The sequence below is a fragment of the Saccharothrix isguenensis genome (assembly GCF_052936305.1).
In genome coordinates, this window is the sequence record NZ_CP193626.1 from 2,055,550 (window position 1) to 2,072,781 (window position 17,232).

Consider the following 17,232-nt stretch of genomic DNA (forward strand, 5'->3'; position numbering starts at 1 on the left):
GGCTAGCCTGGTACCAGGTTCGGCGGATTCTCCATGTGATTACGGAGAGCACGCCGACTTTTTATTGTCCAAGTCGTGTCAAGTCGGGCGCCTTTTCGAGTGCCTGGCACGGGCTGCACTAGTTGTTGCGGGTCATGACGTTGGTGACGGCTGGTAAGGCCTGAGACGGGGGACGGGTCTTTCGGCGGCAGGATGAGAAGTGCGACCAACTCGTCCGCCGAGCAGAAAGACCCGTCCGTGCTCCACCGTAACGCCCCGCTGTCCGTCGAAGGCCGCCACCGCCTCGTCCATCGCTGCCGGACCCGCCCCATCGCCCACGTCGCGGCCGAGATGGGCATCTCACGCCAGTGCGCCTCCAAGTGGGTCAACCGCCATCGCCGCTTCGGCGAGGCCGGTCCGACCGACCGACCGAGCGCGCCACACCGACAGCCCACCGCCACCCCCGCCGAGGTCGTCGTCCGGATCGAACGGTTGCACGGCCTCGGTGACCGGGGAGGGAGAGGTGGTGGGGCGCCACACTTTGTGCCACGCTAGTGGTACAAAATCCGGGGGGCGTCATGGCGGGTTCGGTTCTGCTGCACGGCGTCCTCGGCCTCGCCTTGTTGGTCGCGCTGTGGCCCACCCGGTCGACCGGCCTGCGGTTCCTCCGGCGATGGGGCGTCGCGGACCCGGACGAGCGGCAAGGCGCGCTCGCGGTGAAGTACCTGCGGGACCGGCGGTTGCTGTACCCGCCGCTGTTCCTGGCCGCCCCGGCCGTGGCGGCCCTCGCCGCGCACGCGTGGGGACTGCCTTCCAGCGACTTGGGCTTCGTCCGTTCCCTCGCTCCGCTGATCGTCGCCCTGCTGCTCGCGGAAGCCGTCGCCGCACTGCGTCGCGCACGCGGTCCCCGGGTCGCGACGCTGACCCGCCGGCACTGGCGCGACCTGGTGCCCCGGTGGGCGATCGGCCTCCTGCTCACGTTCGGCGCGGTGGCCGCCCTGCTGGCCGTGGCGGGCATGATCGCCCAACCCCGGGTGGACCGGATCGTGGCCCTGATACCGGCCGGCGGTGTTCGGGAATCCGAGCACGGGACGTTGACCGTCGCGCCGCAGCACCTCGCCGAACTCGCCTGTCCGACGTCCCTGGTCACGCTCATCGGGGTGGTGTCCGGACTGGCCGCCGCGCTGGGCGTGGTGCGGCTCGCGGTCCGGCGCGGTCCGGTCGGCGATCCGCGAGTGGACGCCGCGCTGCGGACGCGCAGTGCCCGGGTCGCGGTCGGCATCGGCATCGCCTGGACCGCCTCGATGGTCCTGGTGGCCAACTCCCGGCTCGTGGTCCTGGGCAGCGTCGACTTCGCCGGCTTCCCGCCGCCCCCCGACTGGCTGGAACTCGTCTCGTTCACCGAACTCGCCGGAGCGCCGGTGCTGCTCGCCGCCGCCGCGGGGTGGATCTGGGTGGCGAACCCGCCCCGCCACCTCCCGTACGTGCAGGGCGCGGCGTGACGCGAATCGTCGTCGACCCCGCCGGCGGCGTGGCGGCCTGGCGTCAGGTGCGCGACCAGCTCGTCCACCTGATCCGCATCGGTGAACTACCGGTCGGCAGCCAGTTGCCGTCGATCCGGCAGCTCGCCCGGGACCTCGGGGTGTCCGCCGGGACCGTGGCACGCGTCTACCGCGAGCTGGAGACCGGGGGCACCCTGCACACCGCGAGGCGCAACGGCACCGTCGTCGCCGCCATCCCCCGCACGGACGCGAATGCCGCCATGGCGCTGGCGACGGCCGCGGCCGAGTACGTCGACTCCGCCAGGGCACTCGGCTTCGACCGGCAGGACGCGGTGCAGGCGGTGCTGCACGCCTACCGGGACGAGGGGTAGGGCATCCCGCGGCACCCTGCCGGCGGCACGCCCAGAGGCGATCGCGGCGGCAGGTCCGGCGGCGATCCCAGCGGCGACCTCAGTGGCCGTCCCCGGTCATGTCCATCCCGCCGTCGCCGCCCCGGCCCTCGGGCGTGGACTCGTCCGGCCGCGTGTTGGGCGTGTTGGCCTGGTCGTCGGCGAACGTCGGCCGGCTGTGCTCATCGGCGAAGTCGGGCTCGTGCTCCAGGTCGGGTGTGGTGGGGTCGTTCTCGCGTGGGTCCATGCAGCTCTGGCTACCCGCTGACGGCCACCTCGACGCCTGACGCCGTGACCGGTGACGACGACGGCGGGCCTCGTCACCCGCGACGGGCCGGGGCGACGTCCTCCGCGCCTTTCAGCACGACCTCGCGCCGTTCCCGCGCGCGGTACCCGTAGGTCGCCTCGCGGACGGTGATGTCGTCCTCCAGCCCCGACCCGACCGCACCGGCGATCGCGCCCAGCACGCTCGCCATCAACGCGATGACCAGGTAGTCACCCACACCGACCGGGTGGCCGAGCGTGGTGGCCAGGTACGCGGGCGGGACGACCAGCGCCACCCCGGCGAGCGCGACGACGAACATGGCCACGAAGAACGCGGCGCTGCCGGCGGCGACCGTGATGACCGTGCTGGCGTTGCGCAGCCGGACGTCGGGATCCCTGCCGCCGTGGGTCCGTTCCCACAGCTCGTGCGCGACGATGATCCAGACGGTCATCGTGGCGATGGCGGCCGTGGCCAGGCCGGCGAGTCGGAGCGGGCTGAGCGAGTCCGCGAGGGTCCAGATGCTGGAGTACAGGACGCCGAACGCGATACCGGTCAGCGCGCCGGCCAAGGCGGTGGAGAGCCCTCGGAGCAGCTGCCACGGGCGGTTGACCCGGACCATCCCGGCCAGCAGGTGGGGCAGGCCGCGCCGGCGGGTGATGTCGAGGTGGGGCGAACCGGGTTCCTCCGGGTCCGCCACCCGGATGGTCCGCGTGGACAGCTGCCGCCGGAGTTCCCCGAGCGCCACCGGCTCGTACGGGTCGTCGGGCGGCGCGGCGAGGTAGGCGACGATCGCCACCACGGTCGCGCTCAGCCTGCGCCGCAGGCGCCAGCCGCCCAGCGCGGGCAGGCAGAGCACCGCGACCCGGTCGGCCGTGTGGATGTCGGCGATGACCACCGAACCCCCCTCCGGCATCGGCTGGTCGGTGATGCAGACCACCAGGTCCCACCCGGTGTCGCGGACGTGTTCGCGCGCCTTCTCCACCAGCGGGTTGTAGTCCGGGTACATCGCCTCGAACGGCTCGTGCATCGTGTCGACGTGCCAGGTGACCTGGTCGCTCACGTCGGTGCGGAGGCGTTCGGGCAGCACGTCGCGCAGCCGGTCGGCGAGGATTGCGGGCAGACCAGGATCAGCCAGCACGCCGACCGCCACCCTGCGTGACTGCCCCTCGTCAGGCCGCTCGTGGTCAGGCGCGGTCATCGGTCGCGGTCCGGGGTCACAGGACGTTCCTCCATCAGCCGTCGTCCCCGTGGCCTACCCCCTCCCCCGGCCGGAAAACCGGGCGAGGTCCATCTCACCGGACGAACCGCCCTTCGGTGACCAGGCCCGTGGTCAGCGGTGGCGCGCAAAGGTTTCGAGCACACCGCGTGCGACCGCCGGTGGTTCTTTCGGGTGCCGGAACACCCCTCCAAGAGTGGCTGACCTCCTCCACCCGGGTGGCTAGCGTCGAGGTCGTCGGGGCGATCGCCACTTCCGGTCCCACCGCCACCGCGGGTCTGCGGCGCCTCCCGACTGCGCGATCCACCGCGCACCACCGAATCTGGAGGAATCCCTGTGTTCAGACCACGAAAGCGCGGTAAAGCCCTGGGCGCGGTCGTCCTGGCGGTCGGGCTCGTCGCCGCACCGGTGCCGGGAGCGGCCGGTGCGGAGCCGTCGCCGACCGGTGTGCCACCGCGTACCGTTACCCTGGTCACCGGCGACCGGGTCGTGGTGACCGGCACGGCGGTCGGCGCGTTCCAGCCCGGTCCCGGCCGTGCGGCGATGACCTTCCACACGACCCACCGGGACGGGCGGCTGCACGTCGTCCCCGAGGACGCGGTCAGAGGCATCGCCGCGGGCAGGCTCGACCCGCGGCTGTTCGACGTGACGGGCCTGATCGAAGCTGGCTACGACGACGCCGGCAGCGACCACGTGCCGCTCATCATCACCGGTGCCCCCACCACGGGCCTGCAAGCCACGCGCGCGTTACCCGGCGCCGTGGCCGCGCGAGCGCCCAAGACCGGTGCCGCGTTCCAGGACCTGCTCGCCGACCCGGGCGTGACCAAGGTGTGGCTCGACGGCCTGCTCCGGCCCACCCTCGACCGCTCCACCACCCAGATCGGCGCGCCCACCGCGTGGCAGACCGGCTTGACGGGCAAGGGGATCCGGGTCGCCGTGCTCGACGGCGGCGTCGACGGCGACCACCCCGACCTGGCGGGCAAGGAGGTCGCGCAGCGGAACTTCACCGACGACCCCGACAGCGCCGACCTCGACGGCCACGGCACGCACGTCGCCGCCACCATCGCGAGCGGGAGCCGGACGTACCGGGGCGTCGCGCCCGACGCCCGGATCCTCGACGGCAAGGTGTGCCTGAACGGCGGCTGCCCCCAGTCGTGGGTCATGGCGGGCATGCAGTGGGCCGTCGACGAGGGCGCCGACGTCGTCAACCTCAGCCTCGGCGGCTACGACTCCCCGGACATCGACCCGTTGGAGGAAGCGGTCAACCTGCTGTCGGCGAAGACCGGCACGCTGTTCGTGGTCGCGGCCGGCAACGGCGGCCGGTCCAAGTCGATCGACTCGCCCGGCAGCGCCGACGCCGCGCTCACGGTCGGTGCGGTCCGGCACGACGACGACCTCGCCCACTTCTCCAGCCGTGGTCCGCGCAACGGTGACGGCGCGGTGAAACCGGACATCACCGCGCCCGGCTTGACCATCGTCGCCGCGAGGGCGGCCAAGGCGACCATCGGCACCCCGGTCGGCCGCCGGCACCTGGCCCTGTCCGGCACGTCGATGGCCACCCCCCACGTCGCGGGCGCAGCCGCCCTGCTCGCCCAGCAGCACCCAGACTGGACCGGCGCGCAGCTCAAGTCCGCCCTGATGGCCTCGGCCAAGCCGAACCCGGGACTGGGCGTGTTCGACCAGGGCGCCGGACGGGTGGACCTGACACGTGCGATCACGGCCACCGTCGGCGCCGAGCCGGTGAGCGTGACGTTCGACGAGCAGCGGTGGCCGCACCACGACGACACCCCGGTCACCAAGACCGTCACCTACCGCAACGGCGGCCCGGAGCCCGTCACGTTCGACCTCGCCGCCGAGCTGCGCGGTCCCGACGGCCGGGCCGCACCCGAAGGCCTGCTCACCGTCACCCCGGCGCGGGTCACCGTGCCCGCCGGCGGCACGACGGCCGTGGCCGTCACCGCGGACACCAGGGTCGGCTCCCTCGACGGCGTCTACTCCGGCGCGCTGGTCGGCGGACCCACGCGCACGCCGGTCAGCCTCGCCCGTGAGGTCGAGAGCTACGACATCGCGGTCGAGCACCTCGACGCCGAGGGCAATCCCGGCCTCGACCACACGACCGCGATCGTGGGCATGAACAACGACGTCTACACGAACGTGTACGGCGCCAACGGGACCGCCACCGCGCGCGTGCCCAAGGGGGAGTACATGGCGCGATCGGCCGTGCGCACCGGCGCGGAGGTCGCCGTGCTCGCCAGGCCGGGCATGACCGTCGACGCCGACCACACCCGGTTCACCTTCGACGCCCGCGCGGCCCGGCCGATCCGCGTCTCCGCGCCCGATCCCGGCGCGCTCCCGGTGATCAGCGACATCAACGTCGCCAGGGTGTTCAACGGCCGGCGCGTCGTGCTCAACACGGCGTTCTTCTCCGGCTTCGACGGCATGTCGATCGGTCACGTCGGCCCGACCCTGCCCGAGGACCAGCTGGGCGTCTCGATCGGCGCCCAGTTCCAGCACGCGCCGGTCGACGGAACGCCGGTGCACTACCGGTTCCGCTGGGTCGAGCGCGCGGTGCCGACCGGGTTCACCCGCGCGCCCGGCCTGGACGAGCTGACCGAGGTGCGGACGACGTTCGCCCCCGGACCGGCCGATCGACGGCACCTGCACAGCGGCAACGCCAGCCCGTTGGACGGCTCGGGCGGCTGGTCGGTGCTGCTGCCCGTGGCCGCCGGCGGCACGGTGGTCGACCGCATCACGCCGGACCGGCTGACCTGGGGCTGGTCCTACACGCGGCAGTCCCCGCAGTACCGGACGGAGGCCGACTACTCCTCGTTCAACCGCACGTACCGGCTGGGCCGCAACTACGACGAGCGGTTCCTGTTCCCGGTGCTCGGCCCCGGCCTGTCCGGGTACTCGGCCACCTACCTCGGTCTGCACGAGGACCGCATCACGGCGCAGGTGCCGCTGATCAACGACCGCGACGGCAACCTCGGCCGGGGGAGCCACGAGTCCGCGCGCACCTCGCTGCACCGCGACGGGCGGCTCGTCGGCCTGTCCCGCGACCAGGTGGCCGAGTTCACCGTGCCGGCGGGGGAAGCCCACTACCGGGTGGAGCACGACGTCGTCCGCGACCCGGAGGTCGACGAGCTGACCACGCGGATCACCGGGGCGTGGACGTTCCGCACGGACGTCCTCCCCGGCGGCCACGGTCGCCGGCTGCCGTTGTCGGTGGTGCGGTTCGCCCCGGAGCTGGACGCCGCGGGCGGCACGCCGGCCGGTCGGGTGCTGAGCGTGCCGCTGACCGTGGAGCAGCAGGACGGCGCGGACAACGGCGAGGTGCGGGAGGTCCGGGTCGACGTGTCGTTCGACGACGGCAGGTCCTGGCGCAGGGTGCCTGTCGTGGACGGCGCCGCGTTGGTGCGGCACCCGCACGCGGCCGGTTACGCCTCGCTCCGCGCCTCGGGGTCCGACAGCGACGGCAACACCTTCCAGCACACCGTGATCCGGGCTTACAAGATCACCAAGTAGGGCACGCCGGTGCCGGGGAGGAAGCCGCCCCTCCCGGCACCCGCTCCTGCTAGCCCGTCCAAGCGCGTGGCGAGAGTCGCGGGCGTCCTCTACCTCCTCCTCGCCGTGCTCAACGGCGCAGCCCAGATGTACGTGCGCGCCAGGGTCGTCCGGCGGGGTGACGCGGCTGGCACGGCCGCCAACGTGGTCCAGCACGCCACCCTGTTCCGCCTCGGCTTCGTGGCGAACCTGGTGGGCATCGCCTGCCTGCTCTTCGTGGCCATGGCCCTGTACCGGTTGCTCGGGCACGTCGACAGGAACGCCGCGGCGGTGCCGGCCGTCTTCGTCGCCATCGCGGTCGCGCTGATGAGCGCGAGCCTGATCAACCACTTCGCCGCGCTCGTGGTCGCCACCAACGGGTCCTTCGCGGCGGCCTCCGGCGTGAGCGGATCCGACGCCCTGGTGCTGACGTTCCTCGACCTGCACCGCAACGGGTACCTGATCGCCCAGGTCTTCTTCGGCCTGTGGCTCCTCCCGCTCGGGTACCTGGTCCGCGCCTCGGGGTGGTTCCCGAGGCCGCTCGGTGTCCTGCTGGTGGTCGGGTGCTTCGGCTACGTGGTCGACCTGTTGGTGAAGTTCCTGTTCCCCGGCTTCGGCACCACCCTGTCGCCGTTCGTGCTGGTGCCGGTGGTCGCCGCGGAACTGTGGATGATCGGCTGCCTGTTCCGCATCGGCGTCCGGAAGGACGCCCGGCCGGGCGGACTCGTCCCCGTCGCGGCCTGATCCCCGCTCCTCAGGCGGGGACCCGGCGGGAACGGACCAGCGCGAGACCGCCGAGGACCACGCCGAGCACGCCCACCACCATGGCCACGATGGCGCCGGCCCGTCCGTTGCCGGTGCCGAAACCACCGGCGGAGTCGGCGTAGTGCAGCCAACCGACGACCAGGGCGACCAGTCCCGCCACCCCGGCCGCGATCGCTCCGACTCGTCCGTTCCCGGCGGGACGACGGGCGGAGCGCAGGGCCGACGCGCCGAGGACCACGCCGACCAAGCCCACCAGCGCGGCGGCGGTGGGCACGAACCGCCCGGTGCCGATGCCTCCGGCGTCCTGCGCCACGGCCAGGACCTCCGGGATCAGTGTTGAACTCATGTCTCTCACTCCTCTTCCGCCACGTTTCCTCGCCGGCTGATCCTGTCGCCGGGCGGTCCGCCGGTCGTCTTGCGGACGGACGCCATCCGGCCTGCCACGACCACCGCACCCGGCTGCCGCGGCGGTCGTGGGAACGGCGGGAAGTACCGCGTTCGCGGTAGGCGAGGGGTCGTCCGCGGGGAGGAGTCGCCCGGCCGGGTACCGCGTTACGGTGCGCGCATGAGGACAGGACGGTCCGGAATACCGGCCGGCGTGGTGGACGGGGCGATCGCCGCCGGCGTGGCGGTGACGCTGCTCGTCGCCGGGTTGTCCGGGGACCACCCGGCCGACCCGCTCGGCTACGCGCTGGTGGTCGCGAGCGGACTGGCGCTGGCCGCGCGCCGGCACGCTCCGGTGGTGGTCCTCGCCGTGACCGGGCTGTGCGTGGTGGGCTACCAGGCGATCGGCTTCGACGTGCCGGCCGTCGCGTTCCTGTTCGCGGTGTACTCCTCCGTGCGGGCGGGCCACCACGTCATCACGGTCGTGGCAGCTGTGGTGTTGTTGGCCGCCTTGCCATTCGGCGCACTCGTGCTGGCGCAGGACCTCCCCGTAAGCGATGCGCTCACCCAGGCCCGGGGTGCGCTGGAGATCGCCTGGCTGGTCGCCGCCGCTGCCGCCGGTGAGGCGCTGCGGCAGGCCGAGCGGCGGGCGGACGAAGCCGAGCGCACCAAGGAGGAGACCGCGCGGCGGCGTGCCGACGAGGAACGGCTGCACATCGCGCGGGAGCTGCACGACTCCCTCACCCACCAGATCTCGATCATCAAGGTGCAGGCCGGGGTCGCCGTCCACCTGGCCCGCAAGCGAGGTGAACAGGTGCCGGAGGCCCTGCTGGCGATCGAGGAGGCCGGGCGTGAGGCGACCCGCGAGCTGCGGGCGACCCTGGAGGCGCTGCGCGACGACGGCACGACCCCGCCGCACGGGCTCGCGCACGTCCCGGAACTGGTGGAACGCGCCCGCACAACGGGCTTGGACGCGACGCTCACGATCGACGGGCACCGTCACGACGTGCCGGCGGCCGTGGACCGGACCGCGTACCGGATCGTCCAGGAATCGCTGACTAACATCACCCGCCACGCCTCCGCCGCCACGGCGTCGATCCGGATCGACTACCGGCCGGACGCCCTCGCCATCCGGGTGGACGACGACGGCAAGGCCACGCCGGGCGCCGTCACGCTGCCCGGTGTCGGCCTGCTCGGGATGCGCGAGCGCGTCACCGCCCTGGGCGGTCGCCTGCGGGCCGGACCACGCGGCGGGGGTGGCTTCACCGTCCACGCCGAACTCCCCGTGGAGCGGACGTCGTGATCCGCGTCCTGCTGGTGGACGACCAGCCGCTCCTGCGCAGCGGGTTCCGCGCGCTCCTCGACGTGGAGGACGACATCGAGGTGGTGGCGGAGGCCGCCGACGGGCAGGAAGGGCTGGCGCTCGCCCGGGAACACCTGCCGGACATCGCGCTCGTCGACATCCGGATGCCGGTGATGGACGGGATCGAGGCGACCCGGCGGATCGCCGCGGACCCGGCCTTGGCGGGCGTGCACGTGGTCATCCTGACCAACTACGGCTTCGACGAGCACGTGTTCAACGCGCTGCGCGCCGGCGCCGCCGGGTTCCTGGTCAAGGACGTCGAGCCGGAGGACTTCCTGCACGCCGTGAGGGTCGCCGCGCGCGGTGACGCGCTGCTCGCGCCGTCGATCACCCGCAAGCTGATCGACCGCTACGTCAGCGAACCGCTCACCGTGCGTGCCGACGTGGAAGGCTTGACCAACCGCGAACGCGAGGCCGTCGTCCTGGTGGCGCGCGGCCTGTCCAACGACGAGGTCGCCGACCGGATGGTGATCAGCCCGCTGACCGCCAAGACCCACGTCAACCGGGCCATGGCGAAGCTCCACGCCCGCGACCGCGCCCAACTCGTGGTGTTCGCGTACGAATCGGGCCTGGTGTCCCCGCGCACCCGCTGACGCGCCGACCGGTCGGTGGGCCGGCCCGCCGAGCCGTCCGTGCCCGAGCACGCGATCGAGGTGGGAACCATCGCCGCCCTCGACCGGGGGTCACGCTTTCGAGGCATCGACACCGGGGGCGTTCGGTTGAAAACTCATACCCCAGGGCAAGCTTCGCCCCACGGAAGAGAGTCGATCGTGTCGCGTTCAACGGTATTGGTGGCGCTGGACAACAGCACGGGTGGTCTGGTGTCACGGGACCAACTCGAACGGATTTGCGACCAGCTGCGCGAGGACGGCCACGAAGTCGTCTGGGCGCACACCGCCGAGGACGCGCTGGCGTTGACGCAGAGCAGGGCCGACCTCTCGGCGGCCATGGTCTCCTGGGACCTCGACTCCCCGGAGACCGTCCTCAGGGCGCTCATGGGCCGCTTCACGAAGCTCCCGGTGTTCCTCGTGACCACCGCGACCTCCGTGGACGACCTGCCGCTGTGGGTGTCCGAAGTGGTCTCCGGCTACGTCTGGCTGCTCGAGGACACACCGGACTTCGTCGCCGGCCGGATCGGGGTCGCCGCCCGCCGGTACCTCGACGGCGTGCTTCCCCCGTTCTTCCGGGAGCTGCGCCGTTTCGAGGACACGCACGAGTACTCGTGGCACACCCCCGCGCACGCCGGCGGGGTGGCGTTCCTGAAGTCGCCGGTGGGGCGGGCGTTCTTCGACTACTACGGCGAGCGGCTGTTCCGCACCGACCTGTCGATCTCCGTCGCCGAGCTGGGCTCCCTGTTCGAGCACTCGGGCCCGATCGGGGAGGCCGAGCGCAACGCCGCGCGCATCTTCGGCGCGGACCTGACGTACTTCGTGCTGCACGGCGACTCCACGGCCGACCGGATCGCGTGCCACGCCAGCATCGCCACCGACGAACTCGTCCTGGTGGACCGCAACTGCCACAAAGCGATCTACCACGGCCTGACGATCACCGGCGGCCGACCGGTCTACCTGGTGCCCACGCGCAACGGTTACGGGCTCATGGGTCCGATCCCGCCGTCGGCCATGACGGCGGGGGCCGTCGCCGAGCAGGTGCGCCGCAGCCCGTTCGCGGAAGGCGCGGCGAGCCCGGACCCGGTGTACGCCGTGATCACCAACTCCACCTACGACGGGCTGTGCTACGACGCCGTCCGCGTCGCCGAACTGCTCGGTGCCAGCGTGCCGCGCCTGCACCTGGACGAGGCGTGGTTCGCGTACGCCCGGTTCAACCCCCTCTACGCCCGGCGCTACGGGATGTCGGTCGACGCCGACGCCGTGCCCGACGACGTGCGGCCGACGGTCTTCTCCACCCAGTCCACGCACAAGCTGCTGGCCGCCATGTCGCAGAGTTCGATGGTGCACGTCAAGAACTCGCCGCGATCGCCGGTCGAGCACCGGCAGTTCAACGAGACGTTCATGATGCACGCCACCACATCCCCGCTGTACCCGATGATCGCGGGGCTCGACGTCGCCGCCGGGATGATGGACGGCCCCGGCGGCCGGTGGCTCACCGACGAGGCGATCACCGAGGCGATCCGCTTCCGCCAGGCGGTGGTCCGGCTGGGCCGGCGGATCCACGACGCGGGGGACCGGGCCGACTGGTTCTTCGGCGCCTGGCAGCCGGACGAGGTCACCGACCCCGCCACCGGCCGGGTGTACGCCTTCGCCGACGCCCCGCTCGACCTCCTGCGCACCGAACCGCGCTGCTGGACCCTGGCCCCCGGCGCGGCCTGGCACGGCTTCGAGGGCCTGGAGGACGGCTACTGCCTGCTCGACCCGGTCAAGGTCTCGATCACCTGCCCCGGCGTGGACGCGCTGGGCAACGTCGCCGCCATGGGCATCCCGGCCCGGATCCTCACCGCGTACCTGGAGACGCGCGGGATCGTCGTGGAGAAGACCGACGCGTACACGTGCCTGATCCTGTTCTCGATGGGCATCACCAAGGGCAAGTGGGGCACGCTGCTCGACGCCTTGCTGGACTTCAAGGCCCTGTACGACGCCGGCGCCACCGTCGCCGACGTCCTGCCCGACCTGCTGAAGGAGCACCCGGACCGCTACCAGGGCCTCACCCTGCCCGCCCTCTGCGACCAGATGCACCAGCAGATCGGCAAGAGCGAGCTGACCTCGTTGCTGGACGAGGCTTTCACGCATCCGACACCGGCCCTGTCCACGCCCGCGCAGACCTACCAGCGCCTCATCCGAGGCGGCACGGAACCGGTGAGGCTGGCCGACATCGCCGGCCGCACCGTGGCGACCATGGTCGTCACCACGCCGCCCGGTATCCCGGTCCTCATGCCCGGTGAGAGCACGGGTGAGGCCAACGGTCCCGTGCTGCGGTACCTGCACGCGCTGGAGGCGTTCGACCGGGAGTTCCCCGGTTTCCCCAGCGAGACCCACGGCGTGGCAAGGGATTCCGCGGGCGACTACTGGATCGCCTGCCTGCGTTAGGTTCTGCCTGGGTTGGGACCCGCCTGCGTTAGGGCCTCCCGGTGGTGTCGCGCTCGCGCCAGGCGCGTTCCCATCCCCGGGTCAGCGCCGGGTAGACGACGAGGTACCGGAAAGGTGCGATGGCGGCCATGTAGAGCCGTCCGAAGGTGCCGTTGGGCTTGACGAGCACCGTCATCCGCAGCTCGTGGTCGCCCTCGGCGCCCTGCGCCCAGGCCAGGTGCATGACGGTGTGCACGGTCTTGTTCGCCAGTTCGCGGGCGGACTCGTTGGGGAGTTCGTAGACCGCCTTGAGCGGCATGGTGGCGTTGTCCTCGCCGCGTGGCGCGTCACGGAGGTCTTCGGGCAGGCGGTCGCGGAGCGAGACGACCCGTTCCCCGACGCTGTCCGACGGTTCGTCCCAACCGAAGAGCGCGCCGAGCTTCCACCGTGCCGCGAACAGGAACCGCACCGGCCAGGGTTGTCTCGCGATGCCGCTGTGGGTCCGCATCGCGGCGAGCATCACCGGGAAGTCGTGCGGTCCGGCGCCCGGGGTGCGGAACGCCCACGCGTCCTCCACGTGGAAGTCGTCGGCGATCTCGTGGATGCGCCACGGCTGTTCCCCGTACGCGGTCTTGTCGAGTCTTGTCACGGTCGGTGTCCTCGTTCGGCGTTCCAGTCGGTCATCAGGGCGAGCAGTTCGGTCTGCGCCACCGCGGCCATGTCCGGGTCGAGTCCGCGGTAACGCTGGTAGAGGTCGACCACCATCGGTTCGGCGTCCAGCCAGGCGGCGTACCCGGCCAGGTCGACGGTCGCGGCGGCCTCGCGGAAGGGCAGGCCCTTGGCGTGGGCGGCGTCGGCCCGCTCGATGACGTGGGCGAGGTAGCCGCGGACCGCGCGGATGCCGTCGGCGTCGGTGATCGGGCCGCGACCTGGCACGACGGTGGGTGCGTCGAGCGCCGGCATGGTGTCGCACGCGGTGATCCAGTTCGCGGTCGGCCCGTCCCACACGATCGGGGTGCAGCCGATGAAGAGCAGGTCACCGGCGAACAGGACGCGCGCGTCCGGGGTGCGCCAAATAATGGACAGGGGAGAAAGTGGGGTCGGGGTCTCGCTCGTACAGGCGTCAGGTGCGCAGGGCCTTCAGCGCGTGGGAGATCAGGTCCAGTGGGGACCGCGGTGGGGTGGGGAGCAGGGCGGCCAGGTCGTCGCCGGAGGGCTCCAGCAGGCCGGCGGCGATGTTGGCGAACAGCGAGAGCGTGTGCCCCACCTGGTACGGCTGGAGGTCTCCGGTGGCCAGCGCCTGCCTGGTGTCGGCCAGCGACACCGGCTCGTACGTCACCGGACGTCCGAGGGCGGCGGTCAGCGCGTCGGCGATGTCGCTCCCGCCGATGGCGGTGGTGCCCGCGAGTTCGTACGTGCGGCCGGCGTGACCGGTCGGGCGGCCGGCGGTGAGATCGGCGTGGACCTCCGACGCGACGCGGGCGGTGACGTCGGCGAGGTCTTCCCGCGCCACGACCGCGATCCGGCCGTGGCCCATGGGCGCGGTGAACACGCCCGTGGTGGCTGCGGATTCGGCGGAGTTCACCGCCAGACCTGCCGGGATCTCCGCGTACAGGCCGTTGCGCAGCACGGTGACGTCGAACGGGGTTTCGGCCAGGCGGGCTTCGGTCCAGCGGTGGGCCAGGGCGATGCTGAGCTGGTCGCCAGAGCCGGCCAGGCTCGTGTAGACCACGTGCCGGACACCCGCCGCGGCTGCCGCGTCGATCACCGCGCCGTGCCGGGCCAGCACCACGTCGTCCTCGGCGTAACCGGCGGAGACGAACACCAGCACCTGCGCACCGGCGACGCCGTCGGTGAGCGTGGACGGGTCGTCGAAGTCGATCCGCCGGGCGGCGCCCGTGGCCGCGCGCGTGCCCGCCACGACGTTCAGGCCGGCGGCGCTGAGCCGGTCGAAGACCAGACCACCGAGCGCGCCGGACACACCGGTCACCAGGATCATGGAATACCCCTCACTGCGGTTCGGTTGCTGACCATAGGTTCGTGACCAGCGGCCGGGACCGTAAGGAGGCACTACTGTGTCCGTCGCGCACACCGGGGTAACCCCGCAGGTCAGCGGTACCGAGCCGGTCGGTCCGTGTGGCGAGGACGACTGCGGCATCCGGGACGTCCTCGATCGCATCGGGGACAAGTGGACGGTGCTGGTGATCGTGGAACTGGCCAAGGGCATCCGCCGCTACCGCGAGTTGCAGCGGGCCGTTCCCGGCATCTCGCAGCGGATGCTCACCGTCACCACCCGCCGCCTGTGCCGCGACGGTCTGGTCGAGCGGACCGTCTACGCGACCGTCCCACCGCAGGTCGAGTACGCGCTGACCGACGTCGGCCGCAGCCTCGCGGAGACGATCGCCCGCCTCGCCGACTGGTCCCGCGACCACAAGGACGCCATGGCCACGGCCAGGCAGCGCTGGGACGCCGAGCACCCCGACGACCCCGACCGCTGAACACCCGGGCACGCACACCCCGCCGTCACCGGTGTCGCCAACCTGACGCACGCGCGCCGGTGTGCCCCTCACGTCACTGTGAGGGGCACACCGGCACCCGTCACGGAGTCGAGCAGGAGACGGCCGGAGCCGCCCACTGGCCGTTGGCCATCACGGTGAAGCCGAACGTGGTGCTCGCGCCCGCGGCGAGGTTGCCGTTCCCGTTGGGCTTCATGGTCATCACCAGGCCGCTGGAGTCCCAGCTCGGCGTGCCGCTCCACGTGGCGGACACCCGCTGCGGAGAGGTCAACCGGACGGTGGCGGTCCAGCTGGTGATCGCCGACGCGCCCGCCCGGATCGTCACCTCGCCGTTGAAGCGGTCACCCCACTGCTGGCTCATGCGGTAGGACGCCGTGCAGGAACCGCTGCTCGGCGGCGGCGGCGTCGTGGTGGTGGTCGTGCCCGGCGGGGTGTCCGACGGCGCGACGGCCCGGCCGGTGGACGGCGAGATCATGCCCGCGCACAGGCCCCGGCTGCGCAGGTCGGACGCGATCTGCGGGATCGCGTTGATCGTCGTCTGGTAGCCGTCGTGCATCAGGATGACGCCGCCGTTCTGCAGGGTCGACGCCGCCTGCACGATCTGGGCGGTGCTCGCGTTGTTCCAGTCCCGCGAGTCGACGGTCCACAGCACCTCCGTCAGGCCGTACTGCGCCTCGACCGCCTTCAGCGTGCTGTTGGTCTCGCCGTACGGCGGCCGGAACAGCTTCGGCGCGACGCCCGTCGCCGACTGGATCGCGTTCTGCGTCTGGGAGATCTCCGACGCCATCTGCGACTGGCTCAGCTGCGTCATGTGCGGGTGCGACCAGCTGTGGTTCTCGACCCACATGCCGGCGTCGCGCTGGCTCCTGGTGAGCGCCGCGTTGCCCTGGACCTTGTTGCCCTGGTTGAAGAACGTGGCCCGCAGGCCGTTCTGCCGCAGTGCGTTGAGCAGCGTGGTCGTGGTGGCCGCGATGGGACCGTCGTCGTAGGTGAGGGCGACGTAGCCGTTGGCGCAGTTCGACGTGGTCGGCGGCGTCGTCGTGGTGGTGGTCGGCGGAGCCGTGCCGGCGGCGTTGAGCGCGTTGAGGACCGACGTGTAGGCGGCCTTCTTGTTGCCCGAGCCGTCGAACAGCAGCGGCGTGCCCGAGGCGCGCCACGAGTCGCTGTCGCGGATGCCCCACACCGTGATGCCGGTGCAGCGGGTCACGGCGAGGCAGGCCTGGACGACGCCCTGGTACTGCTGCGCCTGGCTGGTGCCGGAGCCTTCGATGTCCAGCTCGGTGATCTGCACGTCCACACCCAGCGCCGCGAAGTTCTGGAGCGTGGTGTGGTAGTTGGACGGCACCGGGTTGCCGCTGTTGAAGTGGGCCTGGAAGCCGACGCAGTCGATCGGCACGCCGCGCGCCTTGAAGTCCTGCACCATCCGGTAGACGGCCTGGGTCTTGGCGTGCGACCAGTTGTCGGTGTTGTAGTCGTTGTAGCAGAGCTTCGCGGAGGAGTCCGCCGCGCGGGCCGCCCGGAACGCCGCCTCGATCCAGTCGTTGCCCGTCCGCTGGAGGTTCGAGTCACGCCGAGCGCCCGACGAGCCGTCCTGGAACGCCTCGTTCACCACGTCCCACGAGTGGATCCTGCCCCGGTAGTACGTCGCCACCTGCGTCACGTGGTTCAGCATCGCGTTGCGCAACGCCGTGCCCGACATGTTCTGCATCCAGCCCGGCTGCTGCGAGTGCCACGCCAACGTGTGCCCGCGCACCTGCATCCCCTGCGCACGCGCGTGGTTCACGATCCGATCCGCGTTCGTGTACGTGAACTGACCCTGCGACGGCTCCAACGCGTCGATCTTCATCTCGTTCTCGGCCGTGACCATCTTGAACTCACGGTTGAGGATGCCCACGTAGGTGGAGTCGCCCAGCTTGTTCGCCGCGACCGCCGTCCCGAAGTACCGGCCGCTCTCGGCGGCGGACGCCCCCAGCGTGGTGCCGGCGCTGGCCACATTGGGCAGCACCACGGCCAACGCGCCGAGCAATCCGACCGCACCGGCCAGGGCCGCGACACGTCGCGTCCCTCCTCGCGCCACCGGCCTGCCGGCAACGGTGACAGCATTTCTGGACATCACTTCCTCCAAGGGGTCGTCGCGGGGCGCAGGCGAGCCGAAAGTTTCGGGCTTTTTCGGTGCCAGCTTTCGAAAGCTAAGGCGAATGATCTCCGGAGTCAAGCACTGGGTTTCACCTATAGAGACGCAAGAGACCAGGTAGAGCGCGACTTACGGCCGACTGCACTACCTTCT

The 17,232-nt window shown here is 71.8% G+C and carries 15 protein-coding genes and 2 pseudogenes; 9 read left to right on the top strand and 8 right to left on the bottom strand.

Annotation, left to right across the window (positions count from 1 at the left end; translation table 11 throughout):
• Positions 1–237: 237 nt before the first annotated feature.
• The 3 genes and pseudogenes from ACRAKI_RS09905 to ACRAKI_RS09915 form a co-directional block, all read left to right on the top strand.
• A pseudogene (locus tag ACRAKI_RS09905) lies at positions 238–474 on the top strand (leucine zipper domain-containing protein); the annotation flags it as partial.
• An 83-nt stretch (positions 475–557) separates the two neighbouring features.
• Positions 558–1,481: a hypothetical protein gene (locus ACRAKI_RS09910; RefSeq protein ID WP_447006753.1), complete on the top strand. Its 924-nt coding sequence runs from the start codon at positions 558–560 to the stop codon at positions 1,479–1,481.
• On the top strand, positions 1,478–1,852 hold the full coding sequence (locus ACRAKI_RS09915) for a GntR family transcriptional regulator (RefSeq protein ID WP_447006754.1): 375 nt from the start codon (positions 1,478–1,480) through the stop codon (positions 1,850–1,852). Before ACRAKI_RS09910 ends, ACRAKI_RS09915 begins: the two co-directional genes overlap by 4 nt.
• Before the next feature lie 79 nt (positions 1,853–1,931).
• Here the strand turns inward: ACRAKI_RS09915 and ACRAKI_RS09920 are convergent, their stop codons facing one another.
• Positions 1,932–2,117 (bottom strand): hypothetical protein, encoded by a 186-nt coding sequence (locus ACRAKI_RS09920; protein WP_447006755.1) that lies wholly within the window; start codon positions 2,115–2,117, stop codon positions 1,932–1,934.
• 73 nt (positions 2,118–2,190) lie between these two features.
• Positions 2,191–3,333 carry a hypothetical protein gene (locus ACRAKI_RS09925; RefSeq protein WP_447006756.1) on the bottom strand — a complete coding sequence of 381 codons (1,143 nt, stop codon included), beginning with the start codon at positions 3,331–3,333 and terminating at the stop codon, positions 2,191–2,193.
• Positions 3,334–3,687: 354 nt separating this feature from the next.
• On the opposite strand from ACRAKI_RS09925, the gene ACRAKI_RS09930 reads away from it, so the two are divergent.
• Positions 3,688–6,876, top strand: coding sequence for a S8 family serine peptidase (locus tag ACRAKI_RS09930; protein ID WP_447006757.1), 3,189 nt, complete (start codon positions 3,688–3,690; stop codon positions 6,874–6,876).
• Positions 6,877–6,942: 66 nt separating this feature from the next.
• On the top strand, positions 6,943–7,638 hold the full coding sequence (locus ACRAKI_RS09935; protein WP_447006758.1) for a DUF4386 domain-containing protein: 696 nt from the start codon (positions 6,943–6,945) through the stop codon (positions 7,636–7,638).
• A 10-nt stretch (positions 7,639–7,648) separates the two neighbouring features.
• Here ACRAKI_RS09935 and ACRAKI_RS09940 read toward each other — a convergent pair whose 3' ends face one another.
• Entirely contained in the window at positions 7,649–8,005 is a 357-nt protein-coding gene (locus ACRAKI_RS09940; protein ID WP_447006759.1) for a DUF6223 family protein, read from the bottom strand.
• Between the two features lie 219 nt (positions 8,006–8,224).
• On the opposite strand from ACRAKI_RS09940, the gene ACRAKI_RS09945 reads away from it, so the two are divergent.
• From ACRAKI_RS09945 to ACRAKI_RS09955, 3 genes are all read left to right on the top strand, one after another.
• A complete protein-coding gene (locus ACRAKI_RS09945; RefSeq protein WP_447006760.1) occupies positions 8,225–9,346 on the top strand; it encodes a sensor histidine kinase in 1,122 nt (373 codons plus the stop codon).
• Positions 9,343–9,999, top strand: a complete 657-nt coding sequence (locus tag ACRAKI_RS09950) for a response regulator (protein WP_447006761.1) — start codon at positions 9,343–9,345, stop codon at positions 9,997–9,999. Before ACRAKI_RS09945 ends, ACRAKI_RS09950 begins: the two co-directional genes overlap by 4 nt.
• 177 nt (positions 10,000–10,176) lie before the next feature.
• Positions 10,177–12,450: an Orn/Lys/Arg family decarboxylase gene (locus ACRAKI_RS09955; protein WP_447006762.1), complete on the top strand. Its 2,274-nt coding sequence runs from the start codon at positions 10,177–10,179 to the stop codon at positions 12,448–12,450.
• A 28-nt stretch (positions 12,451–12,478) separates the two neighbouring features.
• Here the strand turns inward: ACRAKI_RS09955 and ACRAKI_RS09960 are convergent, their stop codons facing one another.
• From ACRAKI_RS09960 to ACRAKI_RS09970, 3 genes are read right to left on the bottom strand one after another with little or no spacing between them, the layout of a single operon-like run.
• Complete coding sequence (locus ACRAKI_RS09960; protein WP_447006763.1) at positions 12,479–13,078, bottom strand: DUF2867 domain-containing protein; 600 nt, start codon at positions 13,076–13,078, stop codon at positions 12,479–12,481.
• Entirely contained in the window at positions 13,075–13,515 is a 441-nt protein-coding gene (locus ACRAKI_RS09965) for an MBL fold metallo-hydrolase (protein ID WP_447008377.1), read from the bottom strand. The genes ACRAKI_RS09960 and ACRAKI_RS09965 overlap by 4 nt, the downstream gene beginning before the upstream one ends.
• Positions 13,516–13,552: 37 nt before the next feature.
• Positions 13,553–14,428 carry an NmrA family NAD(P)-binding protein gene (locus tag ACRAKI_RS09970; RefSeq protein WP_447006764.1) on the bottom strand — a complete coding sequence of 292 codons (876 nt, stop codon included), beginning with the start codon at positions 14,426–14,428 and terminating at the stop codon, positions 13,553–13,555.
• A gap of 76 nt (positions 14,429–14,504) precedes the next feature.
• Here ACRAKI_RS09970 and ACRAKI_RS09975 point away from each other — a divergent pair, with 76 nt between their 5' ends.
• Positions 14,505–14,927, top strand: coding sequence for a winged helix-turn-helix transcriptional regulator (locus ACRAKI_RS09975; protein WP_447006765.1), 423 nt, complete (start codon positions 14,505–14,507; stop codon positions 14,925–14,927).
• A 100-nt stretch (positions 14,928–15,027) separates the two neighbouring features.
• Here the strand turns inward: ACRAKI_RS09975 and ACRAKI_RS09980 are convergent, their stop codons facing one another.
• Together ACRAKI_RS09980 and ACRAKI_RS09985 are read right to left on the bottom strand one after the other, a co-directional pair.
• The gene (locus tag ACRAKI_RS09980) at positions 15,028–15,501 is read right to left on the bottom strand and encodes a cellulose binding domain-containing protein (RefSeq protein ID WP_447008378.1); all 474 of its coding nucleotides are present in this window, start codon (positions 15,499–15,501) and stop codon (positions 15,028–15,030) included.
• Positions 15,502–15,657: 156 nt separating this feature from the next.
• Positions 15,658–17,058 (bottom strand): annotated as a pseudogene (locus ACRAKI_RS09985) (endo-1,4-beta-xylanase); the annotation flags it as partial.
• Between the last annotated feature and the right edge of the window lie 174 nt (positions 17,059–17,232).